This is a genomic window from Sulfuricaulis sp. (assembly GCF_049587675.1).
Lineage (GTDB): Bacteria > Pseudomonadota > Gammaproteobacteria > Acidiferrobacterales > Sulfurifustaceae > Sulfuricaulis.
In genome coordinates this window covers 1-24,759 of sequence record NZ_JBAVEJ010000298.1, presented here as the reverse complement: position 1 = coordinate 24,759, position 24,759 = coordinate 1, and the positions used below count along the sequence as shown (strand labels likewise).

The 24,759-nt window shown below is 58.6% G+C and carries 30 protein-coding genes; 14 read left to right on the top strand and 16 right to left on the bottom strand.

What is annotated here, in order from left to right:
• Positions 1-85 precede the first annotated feature (85 nt).
• The 7 genes from dksA to WB402_RS15150 all read left to right on the top strand — a co-directional run bounded on the left by dksA (position 86) and on the right by WB402_RS15150 (position 5,937).
• Complete coding sequence (dksA, locus tag WB402_RS15180; protein WP_424209331.1) at positions 86-535, top strand: RNA polymerase-binding protein DksA; 450 nt, start codon at positions 86-88, stop codon at positions 533-535.
• 68 nt (positions 536-603) lie between these two features.
• On the top strand, positions 604-1,911 hold the full coding sequence (locus WB402_RS15175) for a dihydroorotase (RefSeq protein WP_424209329.1): 1,308 nt from the start codon (positions 604-606) through the stop codon (positions 1,909-1,911).
• Between the two features lie 23 nt (positions 1,912-1,934).
• Positions 1,935-2,729, top strand: a complete 795-nt coding sequence (locus tag WB402_RS15170) for an undecaprenyl-diphosphate phosphatase (RefSeq protein ID WP_424209327.1) — start codon at positions 1,935-1,937, stop codon at positions 2,727-2,729.
• A gap of 9 nt (positions 2,730-2,738) precedes the next feature.
• Positions 2,739-3,374 carry a DedA family protein gene (locus tag WB402_RS15165; protein ID WP_424209325.1) on the top strand — a complete coding sequence of 212 codons (636 nt, stop codon included), beginning with the start codon at positions 2,739-2,741 and terminating at the stop codon, positions 3,372-3,374.
• Between the two features lie 108 nt (positions 3,375-3,482).
• Entirely contained in the window at positions 3,483-4,721 is a 1,239-nt protein-coding gene (locus tag WB402_RS15160; protein ID WP_424209323.1) for a diguanylate cyclase, read from the top strand.
• Between the two features lie 30 nt (positions 4,722-4,751).
• Positions 4,752-4,952, top strand: coding sequence for a hypothetical protein (locus WB402_RS15155; protein WP_424209321.1), 201 nt, complete (start codon positions 4,752-4,754; stop codon positions 4,950-4,952).
• A 31-nt stretch (positions 4,953-4,983) separates the two neighbouring features.
• Positions 4,984-5,937: a hydrolase gene (locus tag WB402_RS15150; protein ID WP_424209319.1), complete on the top strand. Its 954-nt coding sequence runs from the start codon at positions 4,984-4,986 to the stop codon at positions 5,935-5,937.
• Positions 5,938-5,954: 17 nt separating this feature from the next.
• Here the strand turns inward: WB402_RS15150 and WB402_RS15145 are convergent, their stop codons facing one another.
• The 12 genes from WB402_RS15145 to WB402_RS15090 form a co-directional block, all read right to left on the bottom strand.
• Entirely contained in the window at positions 5,955-6,422 is a 468-nt protein-coding gene (locus WB402_RS15145; RefSeq protein ID WP_424209317.1) for a DUF2127 domain-containing protein, read from the bottom strand.
• 39 nt (positions 6,423-6,461) lie between these two features.
• Positions 6,462-7,673 (bottom strand): MFS transporter, encoded by a 1,212-nt coding sequence (locus tag WB402_RS15140; RefSeq protein WP_424209315.1) that lies wholly within the window; start codon positions 7,671-7,673, stop codon positions 6,462-6,464.
• Positions 7,674-7,682: 9 nt separating this feature from the next.
• The gene (locus WB402_RS15135) at positions 7,683-8,102 is read right to left on the bottom strand and encodes a chromate resistance protein ChrB domain-containing protein (RefSeq protein WP_424209313.1); all 420 of its coding nucleotides are present in this window, start codon (positions 8,100-8,102) and stop codon (positions 7,683-7,685) included.
• Positions 8,103-8,114: 12 nt separating this feature from the next.
• On the bottom strand, positions 8,115-8,456 hold the full coding sequence (locus tag WB402_RS15130) for a thiosulfate sulfurtransferase GlpE (RefSeq protein WP_424209311.1): 342 nt from the start codon (positions 8,454-8,456) through the stop codon (positions 8,115-8,117).
• A 74-nt stretch (positions 8,457-8,530) separates the two neighbouring features.
• Complete coding sequence (gene chrA / locus WB402_RS15125; RefSeq protein ID WP_424209381.1) at positions 8,531-9,928, bottom strand: chromate efflux transporter; 1,398 nt, start codon at positions 9,926-9,928, stop codon at positions 8,531-8,533.
• A 268-nt stretch (positions 9,929-10,196) separates the two neighbouring features.
• Positions 10,197-11,081 (bottom strand): 23S rRNA pseudouridine(2605) synthase RluB, encoded by an 885-nt coding sequence (rluB, locus tag WB402_RS15120; protein ID WP_424209309.1) that lies wholly within the window; start codon positions 11,079-11,081, stop codon positions 10,197-10,199.
• A complete protein-coding gene (scpB, locus tag WB402_RS15115; RefSeq protein ID WP_424209307.1) occupies positions 11,074-11,769 on the bottom strand; it encodes an SMC-Scp complex subunit ScpB in 696 nt (231 codons plus the stop codon). Before scpB ends, rluB begins: the two co-directional genes overlap by 8 nt.
• A complete protein-coding gene (locus WB402_RS15110; protein WP_424209306.1) occupies positions 11,769-12,572 on the bottom strand; it encodes a segregation and condensation protein A in 804 nt (267 codons plus the stop codon). The genes scpB and WB402_RS15110 overlap by 1 nt, the downstream gene beginning before the upstream one ends.
• On the bottom strand, positions 12,569-13,792 hold the full coding sequence (locus WB402_RS15105) for a tryptophan--tRNA ligase (RefSeq protein WP_424209304.1): 1,224 nt from the start codon (positions 13,790-13,792) through the stop codon (positions 12,569-12,571). The genes WB402_RS15110 and WB402_RS15105 overlap by 4 nt, the downstream gene beginning before the upstream one ends.
• Complete coding sequence (locus WB402_RS15100; protein WP_424209302.1) at positions 13,789-14,445, bottom strand: site-2 protease family protein; 657 nt, start codon at positions 14,443-14,445, stop codon at positions 13,789-13,791. The genes WB402_RS15105 and WB402_RS15100 overlap by 4 nt, the downstream gene beginning before the upstream one ends.
• A gap of 79 nt (positions 14,446-14,524) precedes the next feature.
• Positions 14,525-15,148, bottom strand: a complete 624-nt coding sequence (locus tag WB402_RS15095) for an L-threonylcarbamoyladenylate synthase (RefSeq protein WP_424209300.1) — start codon at positions 15,146-15,148, stop codon at positions 14,525-14,527.
• A gap of 6 nt (positions 15,149-15,154) precedes the next feature.
• Entirely contained in the window at positions 15,155-16,066 is a 912-nt protein-coding gene (locus WB402_RS15090) for a PHP domain-containing protein (protein WP_424209298.1), read from the bottom strand.
• A gap of 57 nt (positions 16,067-16,123) precedes the next feature.
• Between WB402_RS15090 and WB402_RS15085 the strand changes: the two genes are divergently transcribed.
• From WB402_RS15085 to WB402_RS15060, 6 genes are all read left to right on the top strand, one after another.
• On the top strand, positions 16,124-16,864 hold the full coding sequence (locus tag WB402_RS15085) for a hypothetical protein (RefSeq protein ID WP_424209296.1): 741 nt from the start codon (positions 16,124-16,126) through the stop codon (positions 16,862-16,864).
• 143 nt (positions 16,865-17,007) lie between these two features.
• Complete coding sequence (locus WB402_RS15080) at positions 17,008-17,601, top strand: septation protein A (protein WP_424209294.1); 594 nt, start codon at positions 17,008-17,010, stop codon at positions 17,599-17,601.
• A gap of 3 nt (positions 17,602-17,604) precedes the next feature.
• Positions 17,605-17,904 (top strand): YciI family protein, encoded by a 300-nt coding sequence (locus WB402_RS15075; protein WP_424209379.1) that lies wholly within the window; start codon positions 17,605-17,607, stop codon positions 17,902-17,904.
• A gap of 1 nt (position 17,905) precedes the next feature.
• A complete protein-coding gene (locus WB402_RS15070; protein ID WP_424209292.1) occupies positions 17,906-18,172 on the top strand; it encodes a BolA family protein in 267 nt (88 codons plus the stop codon).
• Between the two features lie 43 nt (positions 18,173-18,215).
• Positions 18,216-19,076, top strand: a complete 861-nt coding sequence (locus WB402_RS15065; RefSeq protein WP_424209290.1) for a peptidylprolyl isomerase — start codon at positions 18,216-18,218, stop codon at positions 19,074-19,076.
• Between the two features lie 142 nt (positions 19,077-19,218).
• Positions 19,219-20,229: an esterase-like activity of phytase family protein gene (locus WB402_RS15060; RefSeq protein WP_424209288.1), complete on the top strand. Its 1,011-nt coding sequence runs from the start codon at positions 19,219-19,221 to the stop codon at positions 20,227-20,229.
• A gap of 31 nt (positions 20,230-20,260) precedes the next feature.
• On the opposite strand, the gene WB402_RS15055 is transcribed toward WB402_RS15060, so the two are convergent.
• The 3 genes from WB402_RS15055 to WB402_RS15045 all read right to left on the bottom strand — a co-directional run bounded on the left by WB402_RS15055 (position 20,261) and on the right by WB402_RS15045 (position 23,112).
• The gene (locus WB402_RS15055) at positions 20,261-20,629 is read right to left on the bottom strand and encodes a DUF1499 domain-containing protein (protein WP_424209377.1); all 369 of its coding nucleotides are present in this window, start codon (positions 20,627-20,629) and stop codon (positions 20,261-20,263) included.
• An 87-nt stretch (positions 20,630-20,716) separates the two neighbouring features.
• On the bottom strand, positions 20,717-21,661 hold the full coding sequence (locus WB402_RS15050) for an alpha-E domain-containing protein (protein WP_424209286.1): 945 nt from the start codon (positions 21,659-21,661) through the stop codon (positions 20,717-20,719).
• Positions 21,658-23,112: a circularly permuted type 2 ATP-grasp protein gene (locus tag WB402_RS15045; RefSeq protein ID WP_424209284.1), complete on the bottom strand. Its 1,455-nt coding sequence runs from the start codon at positions 23,110-23,112 to the stop codon at positions 21,658-21,660. Before WB402_RS15045 ends, WB402_RS15050 begins: the two co-directional genes overlap by 4 nt.
• 201 nt (positions 23,113-23,313) lie before the next feature.
• On the opposite strand from WB402_RS15045, the gene WB402_RS15040 reads away from it, so the two are divergent.
• The gene (locus tag WB402_RS15040) at positions 23,314-24,057 is read left to right on the top strand and encodes a peptidase (RefSeq protein ID WP_424209282.1); all 744 of its coding nucleotides are present in this window, start codon (positions 23,314-23,316) and stop codon (positions 24,055-24,057) included.
• Here the strand turns inward: WB402_RS15040 and WB402_RS15035 are convergent.
• Positions 24,054-24,759, bottom strand: a 706-nt coding sequence (locus tag WB402_RS15035) for a putative zinc-binding metallopeptidase (protein ID WP_424209280.1), incomplete at its 5' end; no start/stop codon positions are given. The two genes, WB402_RS15040 and WB402_RS15035, sit on opposite strands and share 4 nt — an antisense overlap.

The window sequence follows — 24,759 nt, the reverse complement described above, 5'->3', positions numbered from 1 at the left end:
GACACCCGGGGGATTCTGGTATAGATTCGCGCTTATTTTTTTACCCCCCACCCTTCGGGGGCTACATTATTGCAGGAGTTGAAGCATGTCAGCCAGAAAAAAGAAGGAAAAGGAACAATCCGTCTCTCCCGTTTCGGGCATGAAACCCTACGTGGCGAAGAAGGGCGAGAAATACATGAACAAAAAACAGCAGGAACATTTCCGTTCCGTGCTGAATGCCTGGAAGTCGGAATTGGAGGAAGAAATTTCCCGCACCGTGCAGCAGATGCGCGACGTGCCGGAAAATCCGCCCGATCCGAACGACCGCGCGAGCCAGGAAACCGACATGTCGCTCGAACTGCGCTCGCGCGACCGTGAACGCAAACTCATCAAGAAGATCGATGAGTCCATCGATCGCATCGACACCGGTGATTACGGTTACTGCGAAGTCTGCGGTGTCGAGATAGGTGTGGAGCGCCTGGAAGCCCGCCCGACGGCCGAGCTCTGCATCGACTGCAAGACGCTCGACGAAATCCGCGAAAAGCAGATGGGCTGACCCCGGCTTTCTGACATTTACTTTCCCGCAAACTCTTCCGCGATAACTTCTCCGCACCGAGATCGCCTTTGCCAAAGCTACTGATCCGCAACGCCCGCCTCGCGCGCCCGGACGGATCAATCTTCGAAGGCGACCTACTGTGCCACGATGGCGTGATCGAACGCATCGCGGCGCAAATCACCGCCCCCGCGGACGAAACACTGGATGTCGGGGAAAACCTTCTGCTCCCCGGCGTAATCGATCCGCAGGTGCATTTCCGCGAACCGGGCAAGGAATACAAGGAAGACCTCGGCTCCGGCTCGCGCGCCGCGGTCAAGGGCGGTGTCACCAGCTTTCTGGAGATGCCCAACACCGATCCGTCAACCAGCAATCAGGCGGCACTCGACGACAAGCTCCGGCGCGCGGCGGATAAATGCGTCGCCAACTACGGATTCTTTATCGGCGCCACCCCCGACAATCTCGACGAGATCAATCGCGCCGGCCCGGCCTGCGGCATTAAGATCTTCATGGGCGCGAGTACTGGCAACTTGCTGGTGGACAAGGCAGAGGATCTGGAACGGATCTTCGCCAATGGGTCGCGCCTGATTGCGGTACACGCCGAGGACGAAGCGCGCATCCGCGCGCGCCGTGAGCAGTTCAAGGACCGGACTGACGTGGCGGTACATTCCGACATCCGCGACAACCAGAGTGCGCTGCTGGCGACGGAATTGGCGCTGGCACTTTCCCGGAAATATCGCCGCCGGCTGCATATTCTGCATCTCTCCACCCATGAGGAAGTGGAACTCCTACGGCGCGACAAGCCCACTTGGGTGACGGCCGAAGTCATCCCCAACCACCTGCTGCTAAATGTGAACGACTACGCGCGGCTCGGCGCACTGGTGCAGATGAATCCGCCGATCCGCCGCCCGGAGGACAACGCCGCCCTCTGGGCCGGACTGCGCGACGGCGCGATCGACTTCATCGCCACCGATCATGCACCTCACACACTGGAGGAGAAGCACAAGCCCTACCCGCAATCGCCGGCCGGGATGCCGGGAGTGGAAACTTCTCTGCCGCTGATGCTGACAGAGATGAAGGCGGGACGCTGCACGCTCGCGGAAATCCAGAAATGGATGTGTCACGGCCCGGCCGAGGCCTACGGCATTCGCAACAAGGGAAAGATTCTCGAAGGCTGGGATGCCGATCTCACGCTCGTGGACATGGAACACACCCGACCGGTACGCAATGAAGAAATGTTTACCCGGGTCCGTTGGTCGCCGTTTGACGGGCGCAAGCTCACCGGATGGCCGATCTACACCATTGTCGGTGGCCAGGTGGCGTTCGATCGCGGAAAAATCCGCGACGGCGTGCACGGCCGTCCACTCTCATTTACATAAACATAAACAAGAAAGAAACCCGCATGGAATTCGCTCTTCTGATCAAGGCAGTCATTCTCGGTATTGTCGAAGGCCTGACAGAATTTTTGCCGGTCTCCTCCACAGGCCATCTGATCATCGTGGGAGATCTGCTCAATTTCAACGACGAAAAAGGCAAGGTCTTCGAAATCGTCATCCAGCTTGGTGCGATTCTCGGCGTGGTTTGGGACTATCGCGTCCGCGTCGGGCGCCTGATCACCGGCATCGGCAGCCGGCACGAGCAGCGTTTCATTCTGAATCTGTTCATCGCCTTCCTTCCCGCCGCGGTGGCGGGCTTGTTGCTGCATAAAACGATTACCGCCCATCTTTTTAATCCGTTAACCGTGGCGGGTGCACTCATTGTTGGCGGCATTCTGATCCTGGTAATCGAACGCCTGCCGTTGCGCGTGCGCGTGAACAGCATGGAAGACCTCGGCCCGCTCGACGCCCTGAAGATCGGCATCGCCCAGACCTTCTCGCTCTTCCCCGGCGTATCGCGCGCCGGTGCCACCATCATGGGTGGATTGCTTTCCGGCCTGTCGCGCACCGCGGCGACGGAATTTTCCTTTCTGCTGGCGATGCCGATCATGTTCGCGGCCACGTTCTACGAGCTGTTAAAGAATCACGAGTTGTTGCACGCCACGGACATCCCGTTGTTCGCCGTCGGTTTCGTCATGTCCTTCATAACCGCGCTGGTCGTCGTCAAGGCGTTCCTGAAATTTGTATCGCGTCATGATTTCACGTCATTCGCGATCTATCGCATCGTCTTCGGCGTGCTGGTGCTGTGGTATTTCTGGTAGAAGCCCGTCATGGAAATCATCACACAAGTTATTGACATTTTTCTGCACCTCGACCATTACCTGGGCGGGTTCGTTCGCGACCATGGTTCGTGGATTTATTTGCTGCTTTTCCTGATCGTTTTCGCCGAGACCGGCCTTGTGGTCATGCCGCTTCTGCCTGGCGATTCGCTGCTGTTTGTCACCGGGACACTGGCAGCGGCCGGAGGCATGGATATCGCGTGGATTATCGTTGTTCTTATCAGCGCGGCGATCTGCGGTGACAATACCAATTACTGGGTCGGCCACCATCTGGGCCCCAAAGTGTTCCGCCGTCACGATGCACGATTCCTCAACCCCCGACATCTGGAACGCGCGCAGGAATTTTATGCACGCCATGGCGCCAAGGCCGTGATAATCGGACGATTTCTTCCTATCATCCGCACATTTGTACCATTCGTGGCGGGTATCGGCCGCATGCCTTACCTCAGGTTTCTTTCTTTCAGCATCCTTGGGACTTTTCTGTGGGTTCTGGCGTTCGTGCTTGCCGGCTATTTCTTCGGCAACATTCCGATCGTGAAACGCAACCTCACCTTTGTGATCTTTGGCATTATCGTGGTATCGCTGCTCCCCGGCGCCGTCCAATACTGGCGCAGCCGCCGCGTCTAGACTGTGCCGGTTTTACCGGCGCGAACGCCTCCATCGCCTCATTTGGGCTGAAATTCAAGTCTATTCAAGACTTTGAATGTGTCCCACGGCTGCGCTATGGTTATTCTAATGGACACACAAACACCGGGTGCCGGCAAAACCATGCCGGACACCGACATCCAGCCGAATCAAGGGATGAGCCTCAAGCCAGAAACCGCTGCGTCCGCGGCCGAAAAGGTCCGGGTGCTGGTGGCAGATGACTCGCGCGTCATTCGCAAGGCCATCAGCAAGATACTCAGCAACGAATTCGAACTTATCGAGTTCGGGGACGGAGAATCCGCGTGGGACCACTTGCTCTATGACGGCTCCATCGAGGTGCTGATCTCCGACATCGAGATGCCGAAACTCGACGGTTACTCGCTTATCTGCCGCGTTCGCGCCGCCGATGCGGAGCGGATACGTAATATTCCCATCATCATCATCACCGGTGCCGACGATGAGTTGACTCGCGAGCGCGCGTTCGCCTGCGGCGCGACCGATTTCATCATCAAACCCATTGACGGCGTGCAGTTGCTGGCGCGAACCCGCGCCCACGCCAAGCTCGATCAGACCACGCGCAAGCTGGAGGAAACCTCCACGGCGCTGGAAGAACAGACGGCCGTCGACCCGCTCACGCAACTGCACAGTCGGCGTTACTTTATGCAGCGCGGCGTGCAGGATATCGCTCACGCCAAACGTCATAACAGCGATGTATCCATCATACGCATCGACATCGACAACTTTCGTTCACTCTACAAGAAATATGGCGATCAAGTCTGCGATCAGATCCTCATCTGGCTCGCCAAAAGACTGACTGCCTCGAGCCGCACGGAAGACACCGTGGCCCGTACGGGAGGCGGCGAGTTCGCCATCCTGGCTCCGTCATCGGGGCGCATGGAAGCCGCGGTACTGTGCGAACGGGCGCGCGCGGCGGTCAACGCCGAACCTTACAAAAACGAAGATGTCACAATACCGCTGACGATCAGCCTTGGTCTGGCGACGCTGGGACGTGACCCCGGGGATACTATCGAGGAACTTCTCGTGGTGGCCGAACAGCGCATGACGCTGGCCAAGGCGGCCGGCGGAAATCGTCTCGGTGTCAGCTATCAGGAGGAAGCACCCAAGCCGGAAGAATCCGTCATCGAACAGCCCGATCTCGAAACCGCGCTCAAGATGCTCGGCGCCGACGAGGGCGGCAAACTGGTGCCATTTCTGCCGGACCTGGTCATGCGTTGCCTCCCCCTGCTCGAATTCTGCAACAAGAAACTGGACCTGGGCCTGGGTTTCGCCATCGAGTCCTTGAAGGAAAAAATCGCGGATATGCGATAATGGTCTGAAGTCAGCTCGGCAGTTTGGACCATGAGCGAAAACGAAACGTTTTACAAAGCCTTCCGCCGCAACTTCAGCAGCCTGCTGAGATGGCAGCAACTCGATGAATTCTGGAATGTCGTGCGCCGCAACCCCGGCGCCGGCTGGGTCATGAGCCTGATTCCACCACAACCGATAGAAAGCCAGCATCCGTTGCTCGCCAGTCACCAACATTGGTGGCTGACTCTCTGAACCTGAGGTCAGCGTTTTCGCTTCCATATCCATGGATGGATGCTTCAAAGCCGCCTGGTGGTGCCGAGGTCCGCATGGTCAAACCCTGTGGGCACGCCTGGCGCGTCGCCCTCCCCATGTCGCACTTTGGCGTGAACGTTTGGAATTACCGGACGGCGATTTCATCGACCTGGATTGGACGGAAAAAGGCAGCGGGCCGATCGTCATCGTTTTGCATGGCCTGGAGGGCTCGTCCGAATCGCCATACGCCCGCGGGCTGCTGCGTGCGATTGAGCACCGCGGCTGGCGCGGTGTCGTCATGCATTTCCGCGGCTGCAGCGGTGAGCCCAACCGCCTGGCACGCAGTTACCACTCCGGCGATACCGGCGATCTAACTTTCCTGGTCACGACCTTGCGCCGCCGCGAACCCCGCGCGCCGCTGGCAGCCGTGGGATTTTCATTGGGCGGAAATGTCCTGCTCAAGTGGCTGGGAAAGACCGGTGGAGTGACACCATTACACGCAGCCGTGGCGGTATCGGTACCGTTTGTACTGCATAGCGCCGCCGACCGGCTGCAACTAGGCTTTTCGCGGATATACCAGTGGCAGTTGTTGCGCTCCCTGCGGCACGCCGTGGACGCGAAACGACGCCGCATGGAATTGCCACTGAAAATACGGGACTTATCGACGCTGAAAAATTTCCGCGATTTCGATGAGTACATCACGGCGCCGTTGCACGGTTTCGACAGCGCCAATCATTACTATACCGTGTCGAGCTCCCGGCAGTATCTCGGGGGAGTTACCGTGCCCACCTTGCTGCTGCACGCGCGCGATGACCCGTTCATGACCGAGGCGGCCATACCCCGGCCGGATGAATTGTCTGAATCCGTGACGCTGGAGCTCACGCCTCACGGCGGGCATGTCGGTTTTGTCGCGGGGATCTGGCCATGGCGGCCGCGCTACTGGCTGGATGAACGCATCCCGGCCTATCTCGCCCGATATCTATAAACCGGCCGCGCAGTTCATCATGTCCCTGTGTTTTTGAAATAATCGCGCCGCCAGTAGGTATAGAGCGCGAACCCCCACCAGCAGAGGACAATGATGATGCTTGTCAGCATGATCGCCTGCATGATTAGCGCGCTGTCGACGCCCTGCGATCGCAAGGTTTCTTCGTATCCGCTCATCTGCTGCGCGATGAAGTTCTCCATCGCATGCCGGCCCAGGATAAATTGCAACTTGTCGAAGGTGTAAAGCGCCGTGGTCACGAAAACCAAGGTATAACTCCACTTCCGGGCGCGCCATAACCCGACTCCGAGCGCCGTGAAGAGCGCGGCATACGCAAGGTGATATATCCCGACACCGATACCGCTTCTTATTTCTCCGAACAGCGGCTCTTCTGCGGTAAGCGACAGGAGTTCGAAAGCGGCGGAAACCATGAGCAGCACCGCCGTGGTGCGAAATGTGAAATGGCCTTTTTTTCTGCCCGGCTCCATCTTGTCTTCCTCCTTGCTGATTCGCGGTAAATGTACGCTTCAAAAAAATGGTCCCTGCAGCCGTTCCTCGGGCGGTTTGATGTGGCGGAAAGCTTTGTAAAGCGCGATATCGTAAACAATCTTCATGCCCGCGCCAATCAGCAGGGGTGTGGCCAGTGCGAGCCCCTGCATCAGGAAACCGGCGAAAAACGGTGCGGTGGCCCAGCCGCCCATGCGCACCAGGTGCGTGACACCGGATGCAAACGTCCGCTCCTCGGGCCTGACCATCGCCATTACGTAGGACTGACGCGTGGGCACGTCCATCTCCACCAGGCCTTCACGCAGCAGGAAGAGTAACGCCGCGACCGCGAAGCTGGGCGCGAACGGCACCGTCATGAGCAGGATGCTTGAAGGGATGTGGGTGAACACCATGGTGTTCACGAGACCAATGCGCGCAGCCAGCCACGCCGCGCCGAAGTGCGAAGCCGCGTTGGCTGTACGTGCACAGAAAAACAAAATGGCGATCGTGGCCTCATCGACCGCGAACCGCTGATAAAAGAAATACGCCAGCAGCGCCGTGCCGAGGAACCCTCCGGCTAGGCTGTCGAGCGCGAATAATGCCGATAATTTCCAGAGGATGCGGTGGCTTTGTGGCGCAAGTTTTACCGACACAGACGGCTTGTATGCCTCGGCTGTGGGCGACAAACCGGCATACAGCAGTACGCTCAGAACCAGCAGACCGGCATAGACCGCGACGGTCGCATGGAACGACGCCAGCACATCTACATCGAAGGACTCGCGCAGCAGTACCGGCAAGGCCGCCAGCACGCCACCAAGAGCATGACCCATATCCTGCAGTACGTTATACCAGGCAAAGGCTCGCGTGCGTTGTTCAGGCAGGATAGTGCCAGGCAGAATCGCTTGCTCCATCACGAGTGAAGCGCCGCGGTCCCGACCCATGCCGTTGACCATGCCGATAAACGCGACCACACAAACGGCGGGAAGGCTTGAAGTAACAATCAGTGCAAGCCCGCCAGCCGCGCTGGCGGCACCGATGACGAGCAAGGATCGCCGCCGGCCCAGTCGGTCGCCGAGAAACGTGACGATCAGCGTAGAGAGCGCTGCGCCGGTGAGACCGGAACCGATGACGAGACCGATATCGGCAGGCGTGAAGGCGAGCTTGTCGAGGTAAATCCCAAGCAGCACGCCCATCAAGCCGGTGGCGATCGCGCGCAGGAACGCGGCCGCATTAAGTATCAGGCGATCGCTCATCCGCGCCGGCTACGCGCCGCGGCACCAAGCATACAGAGCGTCGTAAACCACCATGCCGTGCCTGAGCATCTCGTGGTCGTCCCGGAAGTTCTGCGCCAGTCCGCGCGACACCGCGAGCAGTCCCGCTGCTTCCGGGGCAAGATCCGGCTGACCGGTGTCAGCGGCACGTACAATGACCGCGAGCTTTTGCAGTTCGGGGTCTGTCAATTGATATTTCTTGAGAAACGCATCAAAGCTGCAAAACTCCCCGACGTGGCCCAACTCCACGCCAGGGACGTCATAAGGAATCGCGCCGGTTTCGGCTGCCACTCTCATCACCCGGTCCCCTGGCACGTACAAGAATTCCGGTGTCTTGTCGATAAATCGCGCGATCAGCCAGGGGCAGGCGATGCGGTCGATCTTGGGACGTTCACGGGTAACCCATTTCATGATGCGCCTGCGTTACTTTGGCTTGGTGGCACCGCTATCAACGGTCTGTCCCCCGCTGGCCTTCCATGCCTCGATCCCGCCTTCGATGAACCGCGCCTTGACGCCCTTCGCCTTCAGCTGATCCACCACCGAGTTACTGACAGAACCGCCGCGCGCGCAGTAAATCACGATTTCCCGGTCGAGTGGCAATGCCGTGCTCCATTGCGTCAGTCTTTCCGGATCGAGCCAGGCCGCACCCGGAATCTTCTGGCCGTCGGTGTCGTAATCGACCCGGCGCCGCACATCGAGCAGCAGAATGGTTTTGCGGTTTTCCAAAAGCTGCTTGAGCTCGCTGGGCACGATGGTCCGGTTCATGCTGGGCTTTCCTCGAAAAGGATGAGATGACATAGATGCAATTAAAGTAATTATCTTCTAATCCCGCAAGTCCGCTAGGCGGAAATAATTGGCTTAATCAAAGCATATCCAAGACCGACCAGGCCGCAGACTCCAATCACCGGAATGATTCCAATCTTGAAACGCCACAACGCGATAAAGGCAAGCACGCCGATCAGCGCGGAGAACCACTCAAAACCGGTAACCAGCGTCTGCACGCTGAACGGTTGAGAGAACCCCTGGGGCCACAATACGTGGTAGGCGAAGAACACTGCGAGATTCAGGATCACGCCGACGACGGCGGCGGTGATGCCGGTCAGGGGGGAGGTGAATTTGATGTCACCGCGAGTAGACTCGATCGCCGGGGCTCCCAACATGATGAACAGGAACGACGGCAGGAACGTGAATAACGTCGCCACGGTCGCTCCGGCCATGCCCGCCAGCGCCAGCGACTCAGGACCGAACAGTTCCTTGGTCCAGCCGCCGACGAAACCCACAAAGGCCACGACCATAATAAGCGGTCCGGGCGTGGTCTCGCCCAGGGCCAGGCCATCGATCATCTGGACACCAGTTAACCACTGGTAGTGCTCCACGCCGCCCTGGTAAACATAGGGCAGAACCGCATACGCACCGCCGAAAGTTACGAGTGCCGCTTTCGTGAAGAACCAGCCCATCTGCGTGAACCCGCCTTGCCAGCCAAACTGTACAAACAGTACCGCCATCACGCCGAACCAGATGAGAAGACCGACAGCACCATAGGTGATTACACGCGCCCATCTGAACCGTGAATGCTCGGGCGGCGGCGTGTGATCATCAATCAACGCCGGACCATAACCCTTTTGACCGTCACCGTGATGACCGCCAGTCTTGAACTTGTTCGGCGCAATGCGTCCGCCAAAATAACCAATCGCGCCGGCGGTCAGCACGATATAGGGGAATGGCACGCTCAAAGCGAAGATCGCCACGAACGCCGCCGCCGCCATGGCCCAGAGCACAGCATTTTTCAAGGCGCGTGATCCAATGCGATAGGCCGCGAAAACCACAATAGCGGTTACCGCCGGCTTGATGCCATAAAGTATTCCGGCCACCGACGGGACATTGCCGAAGGCGAGATAAATCCAGGTCAGCGCAATGAGAATAAACAGCGAAGGCAGCACGAACAGCACGCCGGCGGCGATGCCGCCTTTCACGCCATGCATCAACCATCCAATGTATGTGGCCAGTTGTTGCGCTTCCGGGCCGGGCAACAGCATGCAGTAATTGAGTGCGTGCAAAAAGCGGTGCTCCGAAATCCAGCGACGCCGCTCGACCAGCTCCTGATGCATCATGCTGATCTGCCCTGCCGGGCCGCCGAAGCTGATGAAGCCCAGCTTCAGCCAGTAGATAAAAGCCTCAGCGAATGAAATCTCGGCGGGCGGGCTGGCGGCGTCGTGTGCTTTCGATGCAGTCGGCATGATGGTCTCCAATATTAATTATTTTTGGTGAAGCACATGTAAAGAAATCGATAGCCTGGCTCACTTCCTTGAGCAACTTTTCATCATCGATGAATAGCTGGCGCACGCACCGACAACCGGATAATACACACCTCGAAACCGAGGTGACACGCTTCAAGACGCCTGGAGAAATATTGATCAATCCAGATTGAAATATCTGGCCAATTTCGATCAACCGGCCAGACGTGATGCCAACCCAGTCTATCTTGAAATGAAGAAAAAGGATTTTTTAAGGCCGGCGCACCGTTCGTTTGCGCCGCGCGCCCTGATGTGCCCGTGAGATGCCGGGTCCACGCTGTGGACGGTCCTTGCTGCGCGGCTTGAGCGGTCTGGACGGGTTTTGTTTTGGAGGCGTCGGCAATTTCAAGCCGACAAAATCATACAAGGCCGCGGCGGATTCATCATCCATCTCGATCGTGCGTCCGGTGTGGAAATGCGACGGGAGCTGGACGGGGCCAAAGCGAATACGCATCAGCCGGCTCACCTTGATGCCCACGGCCTCCCACAACCGGCGCACCTCGCGGTTGCGTCCTTCCTTCAATACAACGTGGTACCAGTGATTCGCGCCGGCGCCGCCGGCATCGACGATGGAAACAAAATGCGCCGGACCGTCTTCCAGCATCACGCCTTCTTTCAATCGCGCGAGCATTTCGTCGCTCACCTTGCCGAGAACGCGCACCGCATATTCGCGCTCGATCTCGTGCGACGGATGCAACAGTCGATTGGCCAGTTCGCCATCCGTTGTGAACAGCAGCAAGCCGGAAGTGTTGAAATCGAGGCGACCAATGTTGATCCAGCGCGCGCCACGCAGCTTGGGAAGTTTTTCGAAGACCGTCGGCCGGCCCTGGGGATCGGAACGCGTGCAAACCTCACCCACCGGCTTGTGGTAAATCAGGATACGCGGCTTGGCCTGGAAGGCATGCGTCGGGACCTTTCGTCCGTCGACATTGAGGGTTTGATCCGGCGTGACTCGCGCGCCGCGCGTGGCGGGCTTACCGTCCACGGTGATGCGGCCTTCTTCGATCCAGCGCTCGATCTGCCGTCGTGAACCCCAGCCGGCGCGCGCCAGAACCTTTTGCAGCTTTTCCCCGGCGGGGACGCCCCGGTCACTCACGCTCGGCCGAGCGGACCTCGATCAAGGTCTCCGGCTCAGGCACGTCTTGCGCCCCATCTTGCGATTCCCCGTCAGGAGCGGACATGGCAGCGGGAGACGATGTCTCCGCGCCCGGTTCCAGGTCCAGACGCAGATTCAATTCATTGCTGATGACGTCCAGGTCGCGCAGCGCCGAAAGCGGCGGCAACTCTTCCAGGCTTTTCAGGTTGAAATGCTCGAGGAACTCGCGCGTGGTGCCGTAAAGCGCGGGACGCCCCGGAACATTGCGTATGCCCACCTGGTGTATCCACTCGCGACCCAGCAGCGTCTTGATGATGTCGGTGCTCACGGACACGCCGCGGACATCCTCGATATCGCCGCGCGTCACCGGCTGGCGGTAAGCGATGATGGCCAGAGTCTCGAGCAACGCGCGTGAATAGCGCGCGGGACGTTCTTCGGCCAGCCGGGTGATCCAGGGGGCGTATTTATCGCGGGTCTGAATCCGCCAGGCACGATCGATCTGCTTCAGCTCAACCACGCGCTCGGCGTATTCCTCTTCCAGCTGGCTGATGGCATCGCGGATTTCCTCGCGCGTCGGCGGCGATTCGGACGGAAACATCGCCAGCATCTTGTCGATGGTCAGCGGCTGGCCCGCCACCAGCAGCGCCGCCTCGATGATATTCTTCAGTTCTGCGTTGGGCTCGCTCATCAGGCCGCCGCCTTGAGATGAATAGGTGCAAAGGGTTCCTGCTGGACGACAACCACCAGCGATTCCTTCAGCAGTTCGAGAATCGCCATGAAGGTCACCACCAGACCGCGTCGACCCTCGTTCAGGTCGAACATTTCCTCGAAACTCACAAACGTCTCACTATTGATTCTCGCCAGTATCCGGGTCATGCGTTCGCGTACCGATAATGGTTCCAGCTGAACACGATGATGCCGATAAAGTTCGGCACGCACAAGCACCTCTTTGAAAGCGTCCAGAAGATCGAACAAGCTGACATTCGGCTCGATACGCTTGACGGGCGGGTGATCGTTTTCGATGACCACCAGATGCACCTCTCGCCCCACCCGCGGCATCTGGTCCAGGGATTCGGCGGCGGTGCGGTAACGTTCGTATTCCTGAAGCCGGCGTATCAGTTCGGCGCGCGGGTCGGCCTCCTCGCCTCCCTCACTGGCCGGCCGCGGCAGGAGCATGCGCGATTTTATTTCCGCCAGCATCGCGGCCATGACCAGGTACTCTGCGGCAAGCTCCAGTTTCACCGTCTGCATCAGCTCGACGTAGCCCATGTACTGGCGCGTCACTTCGGCGATGGGAATATCCAGGATATCTAGGTTCTGCTTGCGGATGAGATACAGCAACAAATCGAGCGGGCCCGAGAATGTTTCGAGGAACACCTCCAGCGCGTCCGGCGGGATGTACAAATCTTCCGGCAGCTTGGTGAGCGTCTCGCCACGGATGACGGCAAGCGTAACGGCAAGTGGTGATTCCGTGTCGGTCGGTGTGCTCATCCGTTGTATCCCAGTCCAATGGCGGCGCGGACTTCAGCCAAGGTGGCTTCCGCCGCCTCCTGCGCACGCTTGGTGCCGTCGGCGATGATGCTCTTCACTGCCAGCGGGTCGCGCGAAAATTCCGCAGCGCGTTCCTGCATCGGTTTCAGTTCCGCCAGCACGGCATCAATGATGGGCTGTTTGCATTCAAGGCAGCCAATTTTCGCCGAACGGCAGCCGTTTTGCACCCAGTCCTTCTTTTCCTGGTCCGAGTAGACGAGATGAAAATCCCACACCGGGCATTTGTCCGGATTTCCCGGGTCGGTACGATGCACGCGCGCCGGGTCGGTGGGCATGGTTCGAAGCTTCTTTTCCACATCCGCCGGCTGATCGCGCAGGCTGATGACATTGTCATAAGACTTGGACATCTTGCGGCCGTCGAGCCCCGGCATCTTGGGCGCGTGGGTCAGCATAGCCTGGGGTTCGGGGAGAATGATCTTGCCTCCGCCTTCCAGAAACCCGAACAGCCTTTCCTTGTCACCCAAGGCGATGTTCTTCTGCCGCTCGAGCAGCGCACGCGCCGTCTCCAAGGCCTCACGGTCACCTTGCTCCATATAGGCCGTACGCAGCTCGCGATAGAGCTTGGCGTTTTTCTTGCCCATTTTCTTGATGGCTTCTTCGGCCAGCTGTTCGTAACCCGGCTCCCGCCCATAGAGGTGATTGAAGCGACGTGCGACCTCGCGCGTGAGCTCCACATGAGCCACCTGATCTTCACCCACTGGCACCATACCCGCACGATAAACAAGGATATCGGCACTTTGCAGCAGGGGGTAACCCAGAAAACCGTAGGTCGAAAGATCCCGATCTCCCAACTGGAGCTGCTGATCCTTGTACGACGGCACGCGCTCCAGCCAAGATAAGGGTGTGATCATCGATAGCAGGACATGGAGTTCGGCGTGTGCCGGTATGCGGGACTGGATAAACAGGGTGGCATTATTCGGGTCCACCCCGGCCGCCAACCAGTCCACTACCATGTCCCATACGTTTTCCTCGATGATATGCGGGTCTTCGTAATGCGTGGTCAGGGCATGCCAGTCGGCCACGAAAAAGAAACATTCATACTGGGACTGGAGTTGTACCCAGTTTTTCAGCACCCCGTGATAATGCCCTAGGTGCAGCTGGCCGGTGGGGCGCATGCCTGAGAGGACCCGCATCGGCTGTCCAGGAAGGACGGTGCTCATCCCAGCCCCACCAGCTTCATAATCAGATGCTCAATTCCGTTTATTGGCGGACCGATAATGACACTCAGGGCCCCGGTCGCGAGAAGCGCCAATAGAATAAAAAAACCGAAAGGCTCAATTCGGGCCAACTGCCAAGCCAAAGGGCCCGGTAGAAGTCCCACAGCAACCCTCCCGCCATCAAGCGGAGGTAGAGGAATTAGATTAAGAACCATCAATATAACATTGATTTCTATACCATATATTCCCATGTACTGCATAGGCATGCCAGCCCATGAAAATGTCCCGAGATGCACGCCAGCAATCGCAATAATTGCCCAGAACAATGCCATCACCAGATTTGCTCCGGGACCGGCCGCTGCCACGATCGCCATGTCGCGTTTGGGGTGACGCAGATTTTCCCAGGTAACCGGCACTGGCTTTGCCCAGCCAAATAGAAAAGGGGCATGCATCAGTAGCAAGAGGCTCGGTATCAGCAGGGTACCAATCGGATCGATGTGTTTCAGGGGGTTAAGCGTCAGGCGACCCAGTCGCTGTGCCGTAGGGTCGCCAAATTGCTTGGCCATCCACCCATGCGCGACCTCGTGGACCGTGATGGCAAACAGCAAAGGCAGGAATATTACGGCAACTATCTGGGGGAGGCTTAGGTCAGGCATTGGCCGCGGAGTATATCAGGGGCACAGGCAACATAAAAACGTGAAATTTGTCTTTATCCAGTTGATTTTCAGGAGATATTCAAACCGTAAAGCGCGCAGCGTCGCCCTTTCCCTGACGCGTGAGCGTGGCTTGGCCGGCTTCGAGCTCGACCACGGTCGTCGGCTCCAGGCCACAAAACCCCCCGTCCACCACCAGATCCACATCGTGCTCAAGCCGGTGGCGGATCTCCTCAGGATCGCTCAGAGGCTGATCATCTCCCGGCATCATCAGGGTGGAGCTCATCAGTGGTTCATTCAGTTCGGTTAACAAGGCTTGGGCAATGACATGGTCTGGTACGCGCAACCCGATGGTTTTGCGCCTGGGATGCTGCAAGCGGCGCGGTACCTCGCGTGTGGCCGGCAGTATGAAAGTATACGGCCCGGGCGTGTTGGCCTTGAGCAGACGGTAGTCGGCGTTGCTCACACGCGCGTACTGCGCCACTTCGGAAAGGTCGCGGCACACCAGCGTGAAATTGTGATTATCATCCACGCGGCGAATACGGCGGATGCGTTCCATGGCCTCTTTATCGCCGATATGGCAACCGAGGGCATAGCTCGAATCGGTGGGGTACGCGATCACCCCGCCCGCGCGTACGATGTCCACCGCCCGTTTGATCAGTCGCGGCTGCGGATGCGTCGGATGAATTTGAAAATATTGCGCCATGTCGCCCTAGGACAAGCTTCCTGCCACGGCCTGGCTCGTGACCGGTCCGGCCATTTTCCAGTCCCGCCAGACGGGAACACAGTCTTCCGGCAAAGCCGGCAGTCTGCCGAGATCCATCCACGTCTTCTCCGGTCCATGGTAATCGGAACCGGCCGAGGCGAGAAAATCCTGTTCGGCGGCAACGCGCGCAAAATGCCGATTGGCCTCGGGCGTATGACTGCCGGAAATCACTTCGATCGCCTCACCGCCGCATTCGCGGAAATCGCCGAATAAGCGCAGCACTTTGCCGGCGCTCAGTTTGTAGCGCGCCGGATGGGCCACCACCGCCTGGCCGCCCGCGGAACGAATCCAACCCACCGCCTCGTCGAGCGTCGCCCATTGGCCGGGCACGTGGCCGGGCTTTCCGCTCCCCAGAAACTGCTTGAAAGCCTGCTGCATGCCGCGGACATAACCCTGTTCGACGAGAAAACGCGCGAAATGCGTGCGCGAAACGATAGTCCCTTTCGCCAGACGCCGTGCGCCTTCGTATGCGCCTTCGATTCTTTTTTTCTGCAACCGGCGGCCGATTTCCACCGCGCGCCATTGGCGGAACTCGCGCAGGCGCGAAAGACCCTGCTGCAAGGCGTGGCCCGCGATATCGATATTAAGACCCACGATATGAACCGTCAGGCCCTGCCACGTGACGGAAATTTCAACGCCCGCAATCAATCTCATGTCCAGCGAAGCCGCCGTGGCCCGCGCCTCGGCGATACCATCGGTCACGTCATGGTCGGTCAGCGCCAACACGTCCACGCCGGCTGCCTGGGCCCGCGTCACGAGTTCCGCCGGCGTGAGGGTTCCGTCCGATTGCAGACTGTGTGTGTGCAGATCGAAACACCGCGAGGGAGAATCAGCAGAGGGTGTATTGGTATTGCTCATGTCGCAAGCAGGATATCATGAATAAACGCGTTATACTTTAGGGTTACAGGACAACCGATGACCACTACCCTGCCACCCAGCCTTGCCGAAGCGACGCTGCGTTTTGAACACGCGGCGAGGGATATTATTGACACCTATGAAACACGGCGCCCGGCCAACACCAATCAGGTCACGCCGGGACAATTGGCGGAGGCCATCGAACAGTTTCTGGCTATTATCACGCGTATCGATCGGGAGGAAGGCGAAGTCGGGCCGATCGCCAAGGAAGACGCGACCCAGCTTGGCGATTACGGTGTAACGCTGCTCACCGATCTCATCGCTTGGGCAGGTCAACTCAACATGCCCGTGCCGCGGACGGATCTTGAAATCGTGATACTGGCGGCGGCCGACTGGATCATGCGCCACGACGGCCAGATTCGCGCTCTCGATCCAGTGGTCAATGCGCTCGCCAATTTTTCCAACCGCATGCATGACCCGGCGTCGCTCGAACCGATAACCCATTTCATGGGCCGCGTGATTCAGGCCAGTGCCAGCCTCATCAAAGAGGATCTGGAAAAAACCAACCCCGGCCGGCCGTGGCGCGTCCTGCACCTGAACCGCGGCATTGTCGCGACGCGCACGCACAACCCGGAACTCATGGAAAAGGTTTTCGAGGACCTGGTGCGTTATCTGCCGGAAGATGCCGCCGCATTCTTTGCCGAAGGCATGCAGCAGATGGAGGCGCTTAACTACCCTCAACCGGTGCGGCAGGTCATGGGACGCTTTTTCGACCGTTGGACACGGACCCGGATGCACTAGCGAAACCCTGATTAAATTGGCCATTCGCCCTTCGACAAGCCCAGAGCGAACGGACTTAATCAGAGCTTTCCGGCCTCCAAGACGTCCTTGCCGCTTTTGTGGCGGAATGCGAAAATAGCCGCCCTTTTGCCACTGTCTGTACGATGAAATTCCTTTACGATCTGTTCCCGCTGCTGCTGTTCTTCGCGGCCTTCAAGTTCTACGACATCTATGTCGCCACCGCTGTGGCGATCGCCGCGTCATTCCTGCAAACCGGACTCTTCTGGCTCAAGCACCGCCGCTTCGAGACCATGCACCTGATCACGCTCGGCGTCATTGCCGTCTTCGGCGGCCTGACGCTGGCGTTGCACGATGAAACCTTCATCAAGTGGAAGCCCACGCTGGTCTATTGGATACTCGCGGCGCTCTTGCTCGCCAGCCAGTGGTTCGGAAAAAAAACCATCATCGAGCGCATGATGTCGGCGCAGGTCGCTTTGCCGACGCCGGTATGGAAACGTCTCAATCTGAGCTGGGGAATTTTCTTCGCGGTACTCGGCGCGGTGAATATTTACGTGGCGTTTTTCTACGGCCTCGATCTCGACGCCGACACGCGACGCAGCATCTGGGTCAACTTCAAGGTCTTCGGACTGCTGGGGTTGACACTGCTCTTCGTCGTGGGACAGGCCTTCTTCATGGCCAGGCACATGCAACATAAACCGGAAGACGGTGAATCGGTCGCCGACAGGACGGGAAAATAAATGATGTGGTACGTCATTAACGGCACCGATACCGAAGACAGCCTCGAACGCCGGCTGTCCGTGCGCGCAGCACATGTGGCGCGCTTGCAGCAACTTCAGGACGAAGGTCGCCTGCTGCTCGCCGGCCCCTACCCGGCCGTGGACAGCAATGACCCCGGCCCCGCCGGGTTCACCGGCAGTCTGATCATCGCCGAGTTCGATTCGCTCGAGGACGCGCAGACCTGGGCCAAGTCCGATCCGTATGTCGAAGCAGGCGTTTATGCCAATGTCAACGTCAAACCGTTTCGCAAGGTGTTACCATAAGATGGAACGTGTAACGCTGATCGAAAACCGCTTGCGCGAAGCCTTCACACCCCAGAAAATTGAAGTACGCGACGACAGCCGCCTGCACGCCGGGCACGAAGGCGCGAAAAGCGGCGGCGGGCATTTCGCCGTCACCATCGTCTCGCCGACGTTTCAAGACAAGAGCCCCGTGCAGCGGCATCAGATGATTTACCAGGCGTTGGGCGACATGATGAAAAAGGAAATTCATGCGCTCAGCATTCAGGCTTTCACACCGGACGAGCTCTGAGCGGATCCGTCAGTCAAACCACAACCGTCACCAAGGAAAATCCATGTCAACCCTACGCACATCCCTCATCGTGTTACTGGCCGCGGCGGGCCTGCTCGCCGCCGGCTGCGACAAAAAACCCGCCGACCAGGCCAAGCAGGAAGAGGCCAAGCCGGCCGCCAAGGTCATCGCCACCGTCAACGGCGACAACATTATGGAGACGGACTATCAGGGCTATTTGCAGATTCGCCAGCAGCAGGTCGGTCCGATCGCGGACAAGGACAAGGAAAAGAAGATCGTGCTCGATGAGATGATCGACAAGATGCTGCTCGCGCAATACGCCGTGAGCAACAAGATCGATCAGGACCCCGAAGTCAGTTCGCTCATGAAGCGCGTGCGCGAGGAAATCCTGGCGCAGGCCGTTAAACGCAATCTGCTGCGGGAAAATCCGATCTCCGAAGACGACGTCAAGAAACGTTTTGAGCAGGAAGTGGAGAACACGCACAAAACTGAATACAAAGTGCGCCACATCCTCGTGAAGGAGGAAAGCGAGGCCAAGGACATCATCGCGCAACTACAAAAAGGTGCAAAGTTCGACAAACTCGCCAAGGACAAATCCATCGACACGCAGAGCGGCAAGAACGGCGGCGAACTCGGCTGGATCAATCAGGGAATGGTCGTCCCCGAATTCTTCAACGCCCTCATAAAGATGAACAAGGGCACGATATCGACCGAACCGGTGAAATCAGACTTCGGCTGGCACATCATCAAGGTCGAGGATACCCGTCCGCTCAAGATCCCGACTTTCGAACAGTTCATGGCGGATCAGCACGCGCGCGCCAACATCTACCGCAAGATGCAGGATGACAAGATCAATAACCTGCTGAAAGACATCAAGGCCAAGGCCAAGATCACGGTCAACTGAGACGGCCATGACCACCCCATCCCGCCACGGGCGGGATGGGTTTTTTTGTACGCCACATCTCAGCGCTACTACTGAAACAAGTATCGCAGCGCTCCATTGTCCACATCCGTTCCTGACGATTTTTTCCGTCTAGAATTTCTCCATGGAGAGGCATTTCCTCAAAACGGGACTCATCGCGGTCGCCATGCTTGCGATATCGGCCGGCGGGTATGCTGACACGCCGACCGAGCTGGAAACCCGGTCCGTCGCGCTATCTGAAACAATCAAAATTGGCGACCGAATAGGTCACATCCGTTTCCTCGGCATGCTGCAGTTGCCGAATCCGACGGTGGACGGGATGCGCTTTTCGCAGCTTTCCGGCCTCGCCTGGGACGATGACGACGGTATCCTGTATGCCATCTCCGACAAGGGCTTTCTGTTCCATCTGCAACCGGTATTCGAAAACGGCGTGCTGACGGGCCTGAAGATTCTTAAGGCATTCCATCTGCGCGAAGCCGGAAACAAAAAACCGTTCAAAGGAACGCACGCCGATTCCGAGGGTCTGGATATCCTGAAAGGACACAATGGTCACAAGGGCGATGCGGAACTGATCATCAGCTTCGAGCGCTTTCCGCGCATCGTGCGTTACAGTCCCGATGGCTACGCCACTGAAGAATCTCCCCTGCCCGCGCCCCTCAATGGCGCCAGGATGTATCAAGACTCCAACAAAATGCTGGAATCCGTGTGTGTCGATTCCAGGCTAGGAATATTGACCGTGCCCGAGGCCCCGCTCAAGGCAGAGCACCCGGGGTACACACACATCTTCAGCCTCGACGGCAGATCCTGGATCTATCCGTTGCCGGCAGGCAATCGAATCTCCGCGCTGGAGTGTCTGGGAAACAACCGGGTCATGGTGCTGGAAAGCAATTTCAGTGGCATCCTCGGCCGCCTCGAGGTATTCCTGAAAATAGCGACATTGTCACCCGACGGTTCGCTCACGGAAGCCGTGCCAGTTGAAACGGCCGTGGCGCTCGACAGCGGCAAGGGTCAGCAGATCGACAACTTCGAGGGTCTGGCGCGACATCGCGGCAACCGCTTCTTCCTCGTCAGCGACGACAACGACCTGTTCTTACAGCGATCGCTTCTGATGTATTTCGAATTGCTGGACGATTGAATATCGGCCGCATTCGCATGATGTGGATCCGTTATTTGACCAGCCTGCGGGACTGCAAAACGGACCTCAAACGCTCCACCCTGCTCCGATTGACACCGAAGTCCGAGTATCCGGTTCTCGAAGCCGAACGGACAGCGATAATTCCTTCGCCAGGGCGCAACTCGAGCTCCAGGTCATCCACAAACCGGAATACCATGCTCCGGCACTCGGCGTGCAGATAGTTGTCCGTTACCTCCGTTATCGTTGTCCGGGGAATATCATTCACCGCCTCCCTGACCAGTAACCATGCCTCCTTCGCAGGAACGATGATCGCGAATGGGGGCACGTGATGCGACGGTTCGGCCGCGTCACTTGATACGCAGTTGGGAGAATCCGGACAGGAGGCGAGTCGACCGGGCATGCGCTCAATCCCCTGCACCGCGAAAACCGGCATCGCGTGCAGCAGAAGCAGCATCAAGACCGTCAGTCGTATACGCCATGACATGGTTTACGCCGATGAAATATTAGCAAGGAAATAAGTATCGCTGATGGCGCGATTCAGGTCGATGAGTCCGATTTCGAGTGTGTCGATGAATTCGTGCAACTCGGCCTGATCGAAATTCTCCGGATGGGCCGCGGTCACCCGCTCTTTGAGATCCGACACGCAGCGCAGCGGCAGTTCCCGGCGCGGAAGGTGCCGGAGACAGAATTCGACCTCGCTGACGGTGTGATAGAAGGCCCGCGGAAACAGCCGCTCCTTGAACAGGAACCGCAGCACGTCCGGACGGCTCACGCGAACCTGCATGGCGCGCCGGTACATCTGGTAGGCGGAAAGGGATTTCAGCACGCTCATCCACTGGATGTTCTCGAACGGGGTAAGTTCCTTGCTCATCTCCGGCAACAGATTGACGGTGCGCACATCGATGATGCGGATGGTCATGTCGGCGCGCTCCAGGTTCCGGCCCATGCGAAGCATGTCGTAGCCTTCATCGTGGGTCATGGTCCCGGCGAGCAGCCCCGTGATCTGCTGCACACCCAGTATGATGCCGCGCAGGTATTCATAACGGCGGCGATGCCCGAGACCGCTTGCCAGATTTCCCTTGGCGTACAGATACAGTTCGTTGACCTGCTCCCAGGTCTCGCGCGGGATGAAATCGCGCACGGTGCGCGCATTCTCGCGGGCAGACCCGAGCGAACTCAGGATCGAGCCGGGATGATTCGTGTCGCCGATGAGATATTTCACCACGCTGCGCTCGTCGGTGTCGGCATACTGCTCACGAAAGGCTGAAAGGTTTCCGGAAATCTCGATCAGCGGCGCCCATCCGGGCTGCACGCGTTTGGGCAGATCGAGCAGCAGATTAGTGTTGACGTTGATCAGGCGCGCGCTGTTTTCGGCGCGCTCCAGGTAGCGCGCCATCCAGTAAAGATTCTCGGCCACGCGCGAGAGCATCATGACGAGTCGTCCTCGACGATCCATGTGTCCTTGCTGCCGCCGCCTTGCGAGGAATTCACCACGGTCGATCCCTTGCGGAGCGCGACGCGCGTCAGGCCGCCGGTCGTCACGTACACCGACTCGCCGGAAAGAATGAATGGCCGTAGGTCGATGTGGCGCGGTTCGGCGCGTGTGTCAACCAGCGTCGGCGTAGTCGAGAGGCTGATGAGCGGCTGGGCGATGTAATTGCGCGGGTCACGGCGGATCAGGCGCACGAATTCATCCCGCTCCTTCTGGGTGGCGTGCGGCCCGATCAGCATGCCGTAACCTCCCGATTCATTCGCCGGCTTGACCACGAGCTTGTCGAGATTGGCGACCACGAATTCGCGTTCTTTTTCATCCATGCACAGATAGGTCGGCACGTTTGGCAAAATCGCCTCTTCGCCGAGGTAATACTTGATAACCTTCGGCACGAAGGCATACACCACCTTATCATCCGCGACCCCGGCGCCAGGGGCATTGGCGAGCGCGACATTTCCGCTTTTCCAGGCGCGCAACAGGCCGCGCACGCCGAGCTGCGATTCGGGATTGAACGCCTCCGGGTCGAGAAACAGGTCGTCGATGCGGCGGTAAATCACATCGACGCGCGTCAGCCCCCCGATGGTGCGCATGTACACGGCATCGTCGTCTCCCACCACGAGGTCGCGCCCCTCGACGAGTTCGACGCCCATCTGCTGCGCCAGGTAGGAATGTTCGAAATAGGCGGAGTTGTAGATGCCCGGCGTCAAAACCACCACTTCGGGTTTGTTGCCCGGGCGCGGTGCAATCGAGCAGAGCATGTCGTAAAGCTGCGACGGATAATCATCCACCGGGTCGATGCTGTATTGCTCGAAAAGCTCCGGGAATACGCGCTTCTGAACCAGGCGGTTCTCGAGCATGTATGACACCCCCGAGGGGACGCGCAGGTTATCTTCCAGAACGTACACCGTCCCGTCCCTGTCGCGCACCAGATCCGAACCACAGATGTGCGCCCACACGCCGCGTGGCGGATTTACGCCGACGCATTGAGGCCGGAAGTTTTTCGACGACGCCAGGACTTCCCGGGGGAACGCCCCGTCATTCACAATACGCTGATCGTGGTAAAGGTCGTTAATGAATAGATTGAGGGCATGGACACGCTGCTTCAGCCCCGCCTCGATGCGCCGCCATTCGCTGGCCGCGATGATGCGCGGAATGATATCGAACGGCCAAGCGCGGTCGATGGAACCGCCCTCCTCAGAATAGACCCGGAAGGTCACGCCCATGACACGGATAGCCGCCTCGGCCGCCTGCTTGCGCTCCTCGATCTCGGCGTCCGTGAGCGACTTCATGTAATCGCACAGGCGTGCGGCGGCCGGCCTCGGTTTGCCGGCGGCGCGTATCAACTCATCATAGAGGCCTTTGGCCCGGTAAGCCCCCCAACGGATCGCCATGACGGGAGTCTCTCAGAACAATTCACAATCATGCCTTGACGCAAAGCAAAGTCGATGCCAAGCGGCTAAAGTGATAGTAACATAGCAGTATTGCCACAACGACTCGCCGCCCTGAGCAATTTCGGTCACCAATTTGGTGCGCCGCATGAATGTTTGCACTGCGACGTGGCAATGTCACGGCCAACGGAGAACTGAACCACCATGACGTACTGTCTCGCCATCAAGGTCAACAATGGCCTGGTGTTCGCGTCTGACTCGCGTACCAACGCCGGCGTGGATTACGTTTCCACCTACAGCAAGATGCACGTGTTCGGCGCTCCGGGTGACCGGTTGATCGTGCTCATCACCTCCGGCAACCTCGCCACCAGTCAGGCGGTCGTCAACGCTATTCAGCGCGACCTCGACGATCCTTCGGCGCAGCAGAATCTCAACTCGTTTCATTATCTCTTCGACGCCGCGCACTACGTGGGCCATCTCAGCCAACGCATTCAAAACGAGCATGGCCCGGTACTGAAGGAAAACGGCGTCAGCGTCGAGGCGAGCTTCATCCTCGGAGGGCAGATCCACGGCCGTGACCCCAATGTCTACATGATTTACCCGCAGGGCAACTACATCACCGCCTCGCCGGAAACCCCCTACCTGCAGATCGGCGAGACCAAGTACGGCAAGCCAATCCTTGACCGGATCATCCGCCCGGAAACCAGCCTGGAGGATGCGGCGCGCTGCGCGCTGGTTTCGATCGATTCCACCATGCGCGCCAACATCTCGGTCGGCCCACCGGTCGAACTGGCGATATACCAGCACAACATTCTGTCCCTGAATCGCCGCCTGAGCTTCGACTACGGCACGCCGTTTTTCAGCACCATGCAGAAAAGCTGGAACGAGGGGCTGCGGCGCGCTTTTAACCAGCTTCCCCGCTTCGACTGGGAATCCCCCAGTACCTAGGTGGTCACCGCCAACACCCGGCGGTGCACGAAACGAAGCTTCTTCGAAGCGCTTTCCGTCAGCGCGAACGGGTAGGCATCTTCCAGGCCCATGCTGCGATTGAGCGAATTGAGTGCCAGGGTCAGCTGCGCCCAGTCGCTGAGCAAATCCTCGAACCCGACCGGCGCGGTCCGCTGCTTCACGGCATCATTCGCCGCCACCGGCGTACGCAGGGTTCGCCCGCCGATGGTAAAGCCGTAGTCATGCGCGGTCTCGAGCGTGTCCACCATGTGCAGGTAATGCGCCCAGGTCTCGGCCCAGTCTTCCCAGGGATGCGCGCTGGCGTAGGCGCTGACGAAAGACTTTTTCCAGTCGGGCGTCGGCCCCTCGCTGTAGTAACGGTTCAGGGCCAGTTGGTAGTCGGATCGTTCATCACCAAACAATTCCCGAAACGGCGCATACCACTCCGTATCACGAATGAGACTATCCCAGTAGTAATGAGCGATTTCATGGCGGAAATGGCCGAGCAGCGTGCGGTACTGCTCGCCCATTCTCTCGCGCATAACCTCGCGCGCGCCCGGATCGGCCTCGGCAATGTTGATGGTGATGAGCCCGCTGTGGTGTCCGGTGAGCACACTGTGACCGGCGGCGACATCGGTGAATTCAGTAACGGCAACAGGATCCTGCAGGAATTCAAACGCCAGCCCTTGTTGTGAATCACGG

Excerpts from the sequence above, each read along its gene's own strand:
- WB402_RS15090 (WP_424209298.1), bottom strand. The coding sequence starts at position 16,066 with ATGAGCAATACCAATACACCCTCTGCTGATTCTCCCTCGCGGTGTTTC.
- WB402_RS15045 (WP_424209284.1), bottom strand. The coding sequence starts at position 23,112 with ATGGCGATCCGTTGGGGGGCTTACCGGGCCAAAGGCCTCTATGATGAG.
- WB402_RS15160 (WP_424209323.1), top strand. The coding sequence starts at position 3,483 with ATGGACACACAAACACCGGGTGCCGGCAAAACCATGCCGGACACCGAC.
- WB402_RS15095 (WP_424209300.1), bottom strand. The coding sequence starts at position 15,148 with ATGGCGCAATATTTTCAAATTCATCCGACGCATCCGCAGCCGCGACTG.
- dksA (WP_424209331.1), top strand. The coding sequence starts at position 86 with ATGTCAGCCAGAAAAAAGAAGGAAAAGGAACAATCCGTCTCTCCCGTT.
- WB402_RS15075 (WP_424209379.1), top strand. The coding sequence starts at position 17,605 with ATGTGGTACGTCATTAACGGCACCGATACCGAAGACAGCCTCGAACGC.
- chrA (WP_424209381.1), bottom strand. The coding sequence starts at position 9,928 with ATGCCGACTGCATCGAAAGCACACGACGCCGCCAGCCCGCCCGCCGAG.
- WB402_RS15085 (WP_424209296.1), top strand. The coding sequence starts at position 16,124 with ATGACCACTACCCTGCCACCCAGCCTTGCCGAAGCGACGCTGCGTTTT.
- WB402_RS15040 (WP_424209282.1), top strand. The coding sequence starts at position 23,314 with ATGACGTACTGTCTCGCCATCAAGGTCAACAATGGCCTGGTGTTCGCG.
- scpB (WP_424209307.1), bottom strand. The coding sequence starts at position 11,769 with ATGAGCGAGCCCAACGCAGAACTGAAGAATATCATCGAGGCGGCGCTG.
- WB402_RS15055 (WP_424209377.1), bottom strand. The coding sequence starts at position 20,629 with ATGCCCGGTCGACTCGCCTCCTGTCCGGATTCTCCCAACTGCGTATCA.
- WB402_RS15060 (WP_424209288.1), top strand. The coding sequence starts at position 19,219 with ATGGAGAGGCATTTCCTCAAAACGGGACTCATCGCGGTCGCCATGCTT.
- WB402_RS15170 (WP_424209327.1), top strand. The coding sequence starts at position 1,935 with ATGGAATTCGCTCTTCTGATCAAGGCAGTCATTCTCGGTATTGTCGAA.
- WB402_RS15070 (WP_424209292.1), top strand. The coding sequence starts at position 17,906 with ATGGAACGTGTAACGCTGATCGAAAACCGCTTGCGCGAAGCCTTCACA.
- WB402_RS15135 (WP_424209313.1), bottom strand. The coding sequence starts at position 8,102 with ATGAAATGGGTTACCCGTGAACGTCCCAAGATCGACCGCATCGCCTGC.
- WB402_RS15150 (WP_424209319.1), top strand. The coding sequence starts at position 4,984 with ATGGATGGATGCTTCAAAGCCGCCTGGTGGTGCCGAGGTCCGCATGGT.
- WB402_RS15050 (WP_424209286.1), bottom strand. The coding sequence starts at position 21,661 with ATGATGCTCTCGCGCGTGGCCGAGAATCTTTACTGGATGGCGCGCTAC.
- WB402_RS15130 (WP_424209311.1), bottom strand. The coding sequence starts at position 8,456 with ATGAACCGGACCATCGTGCCCAGCGAGCTCAAGCAGCTTTTGGAAAAC.
- WB402_RS15145 (WP_424209317.1), bottom strand. The coding sequence starts at position 6,422 with ATGGAGCCGGGCAGAAAAAAAGGCCATTTCACATTTCGCACCACGGCG.
- WB402_RS15165 (WP_424209325.1), top strand. The coding sequence starts at position 2,739 with ATGGAAATCATCACACAAGTTATTGACATTTTTCTGCACCTCGACCAT.
- WB402_RS15065 (WP_424209290.1), top strand. The coding sequence starts at position 18,216 with ATGTCAACCCTACGCACATCCCTCATCGTGTTACTGGCCGCGGCGGGC.
- WB402_RS15110 (WP_424209306.1), bottom strand. The coding sequence starts at position 12,572 with ATGAGCACACCGACCGACACGGAATCACCACTTGCCGTTACGCTTGCC.
- WB402_RS15155 (WP_424209321.1), top strand. The coding sequence starts at position 4,752 with ATGAGCGAAAACGAAACGTTTTACAAAGCCTTCCGCCGCAACTTCAGC.
- WB402_RS15105 (WP_424209304.1), bottom strand. The coding sequence starts at position 13,792 with ATGAGCACCGTCCTTCCTGGACAGCCGATGCGGGTCCTCTCAGGCATG.
- WB402_RS15140 (WP_424209315.1), bottom strand. The coding sequence starts at position 7,673 with ATGAGCGATCGCCTGATACTTAATGCGGCCGCGTTCCTGCGCGCGATC.
- WB402_RS15080 (WP_424209294.1), top strand. The coding sequence starts at position 17,008 with ATGAAATTCCTTTACGATCTGTTCCCGCTGCTGCTGTTCTTCGCGGCC.
- WB402_RS15100 (WP_424209302.1), bottom strand. The coding sequence starts at position 14,445 with ATGCCTGACCTAAGCCTCCCCCAGATAGTTGCCGTAATATTCCTGCCT.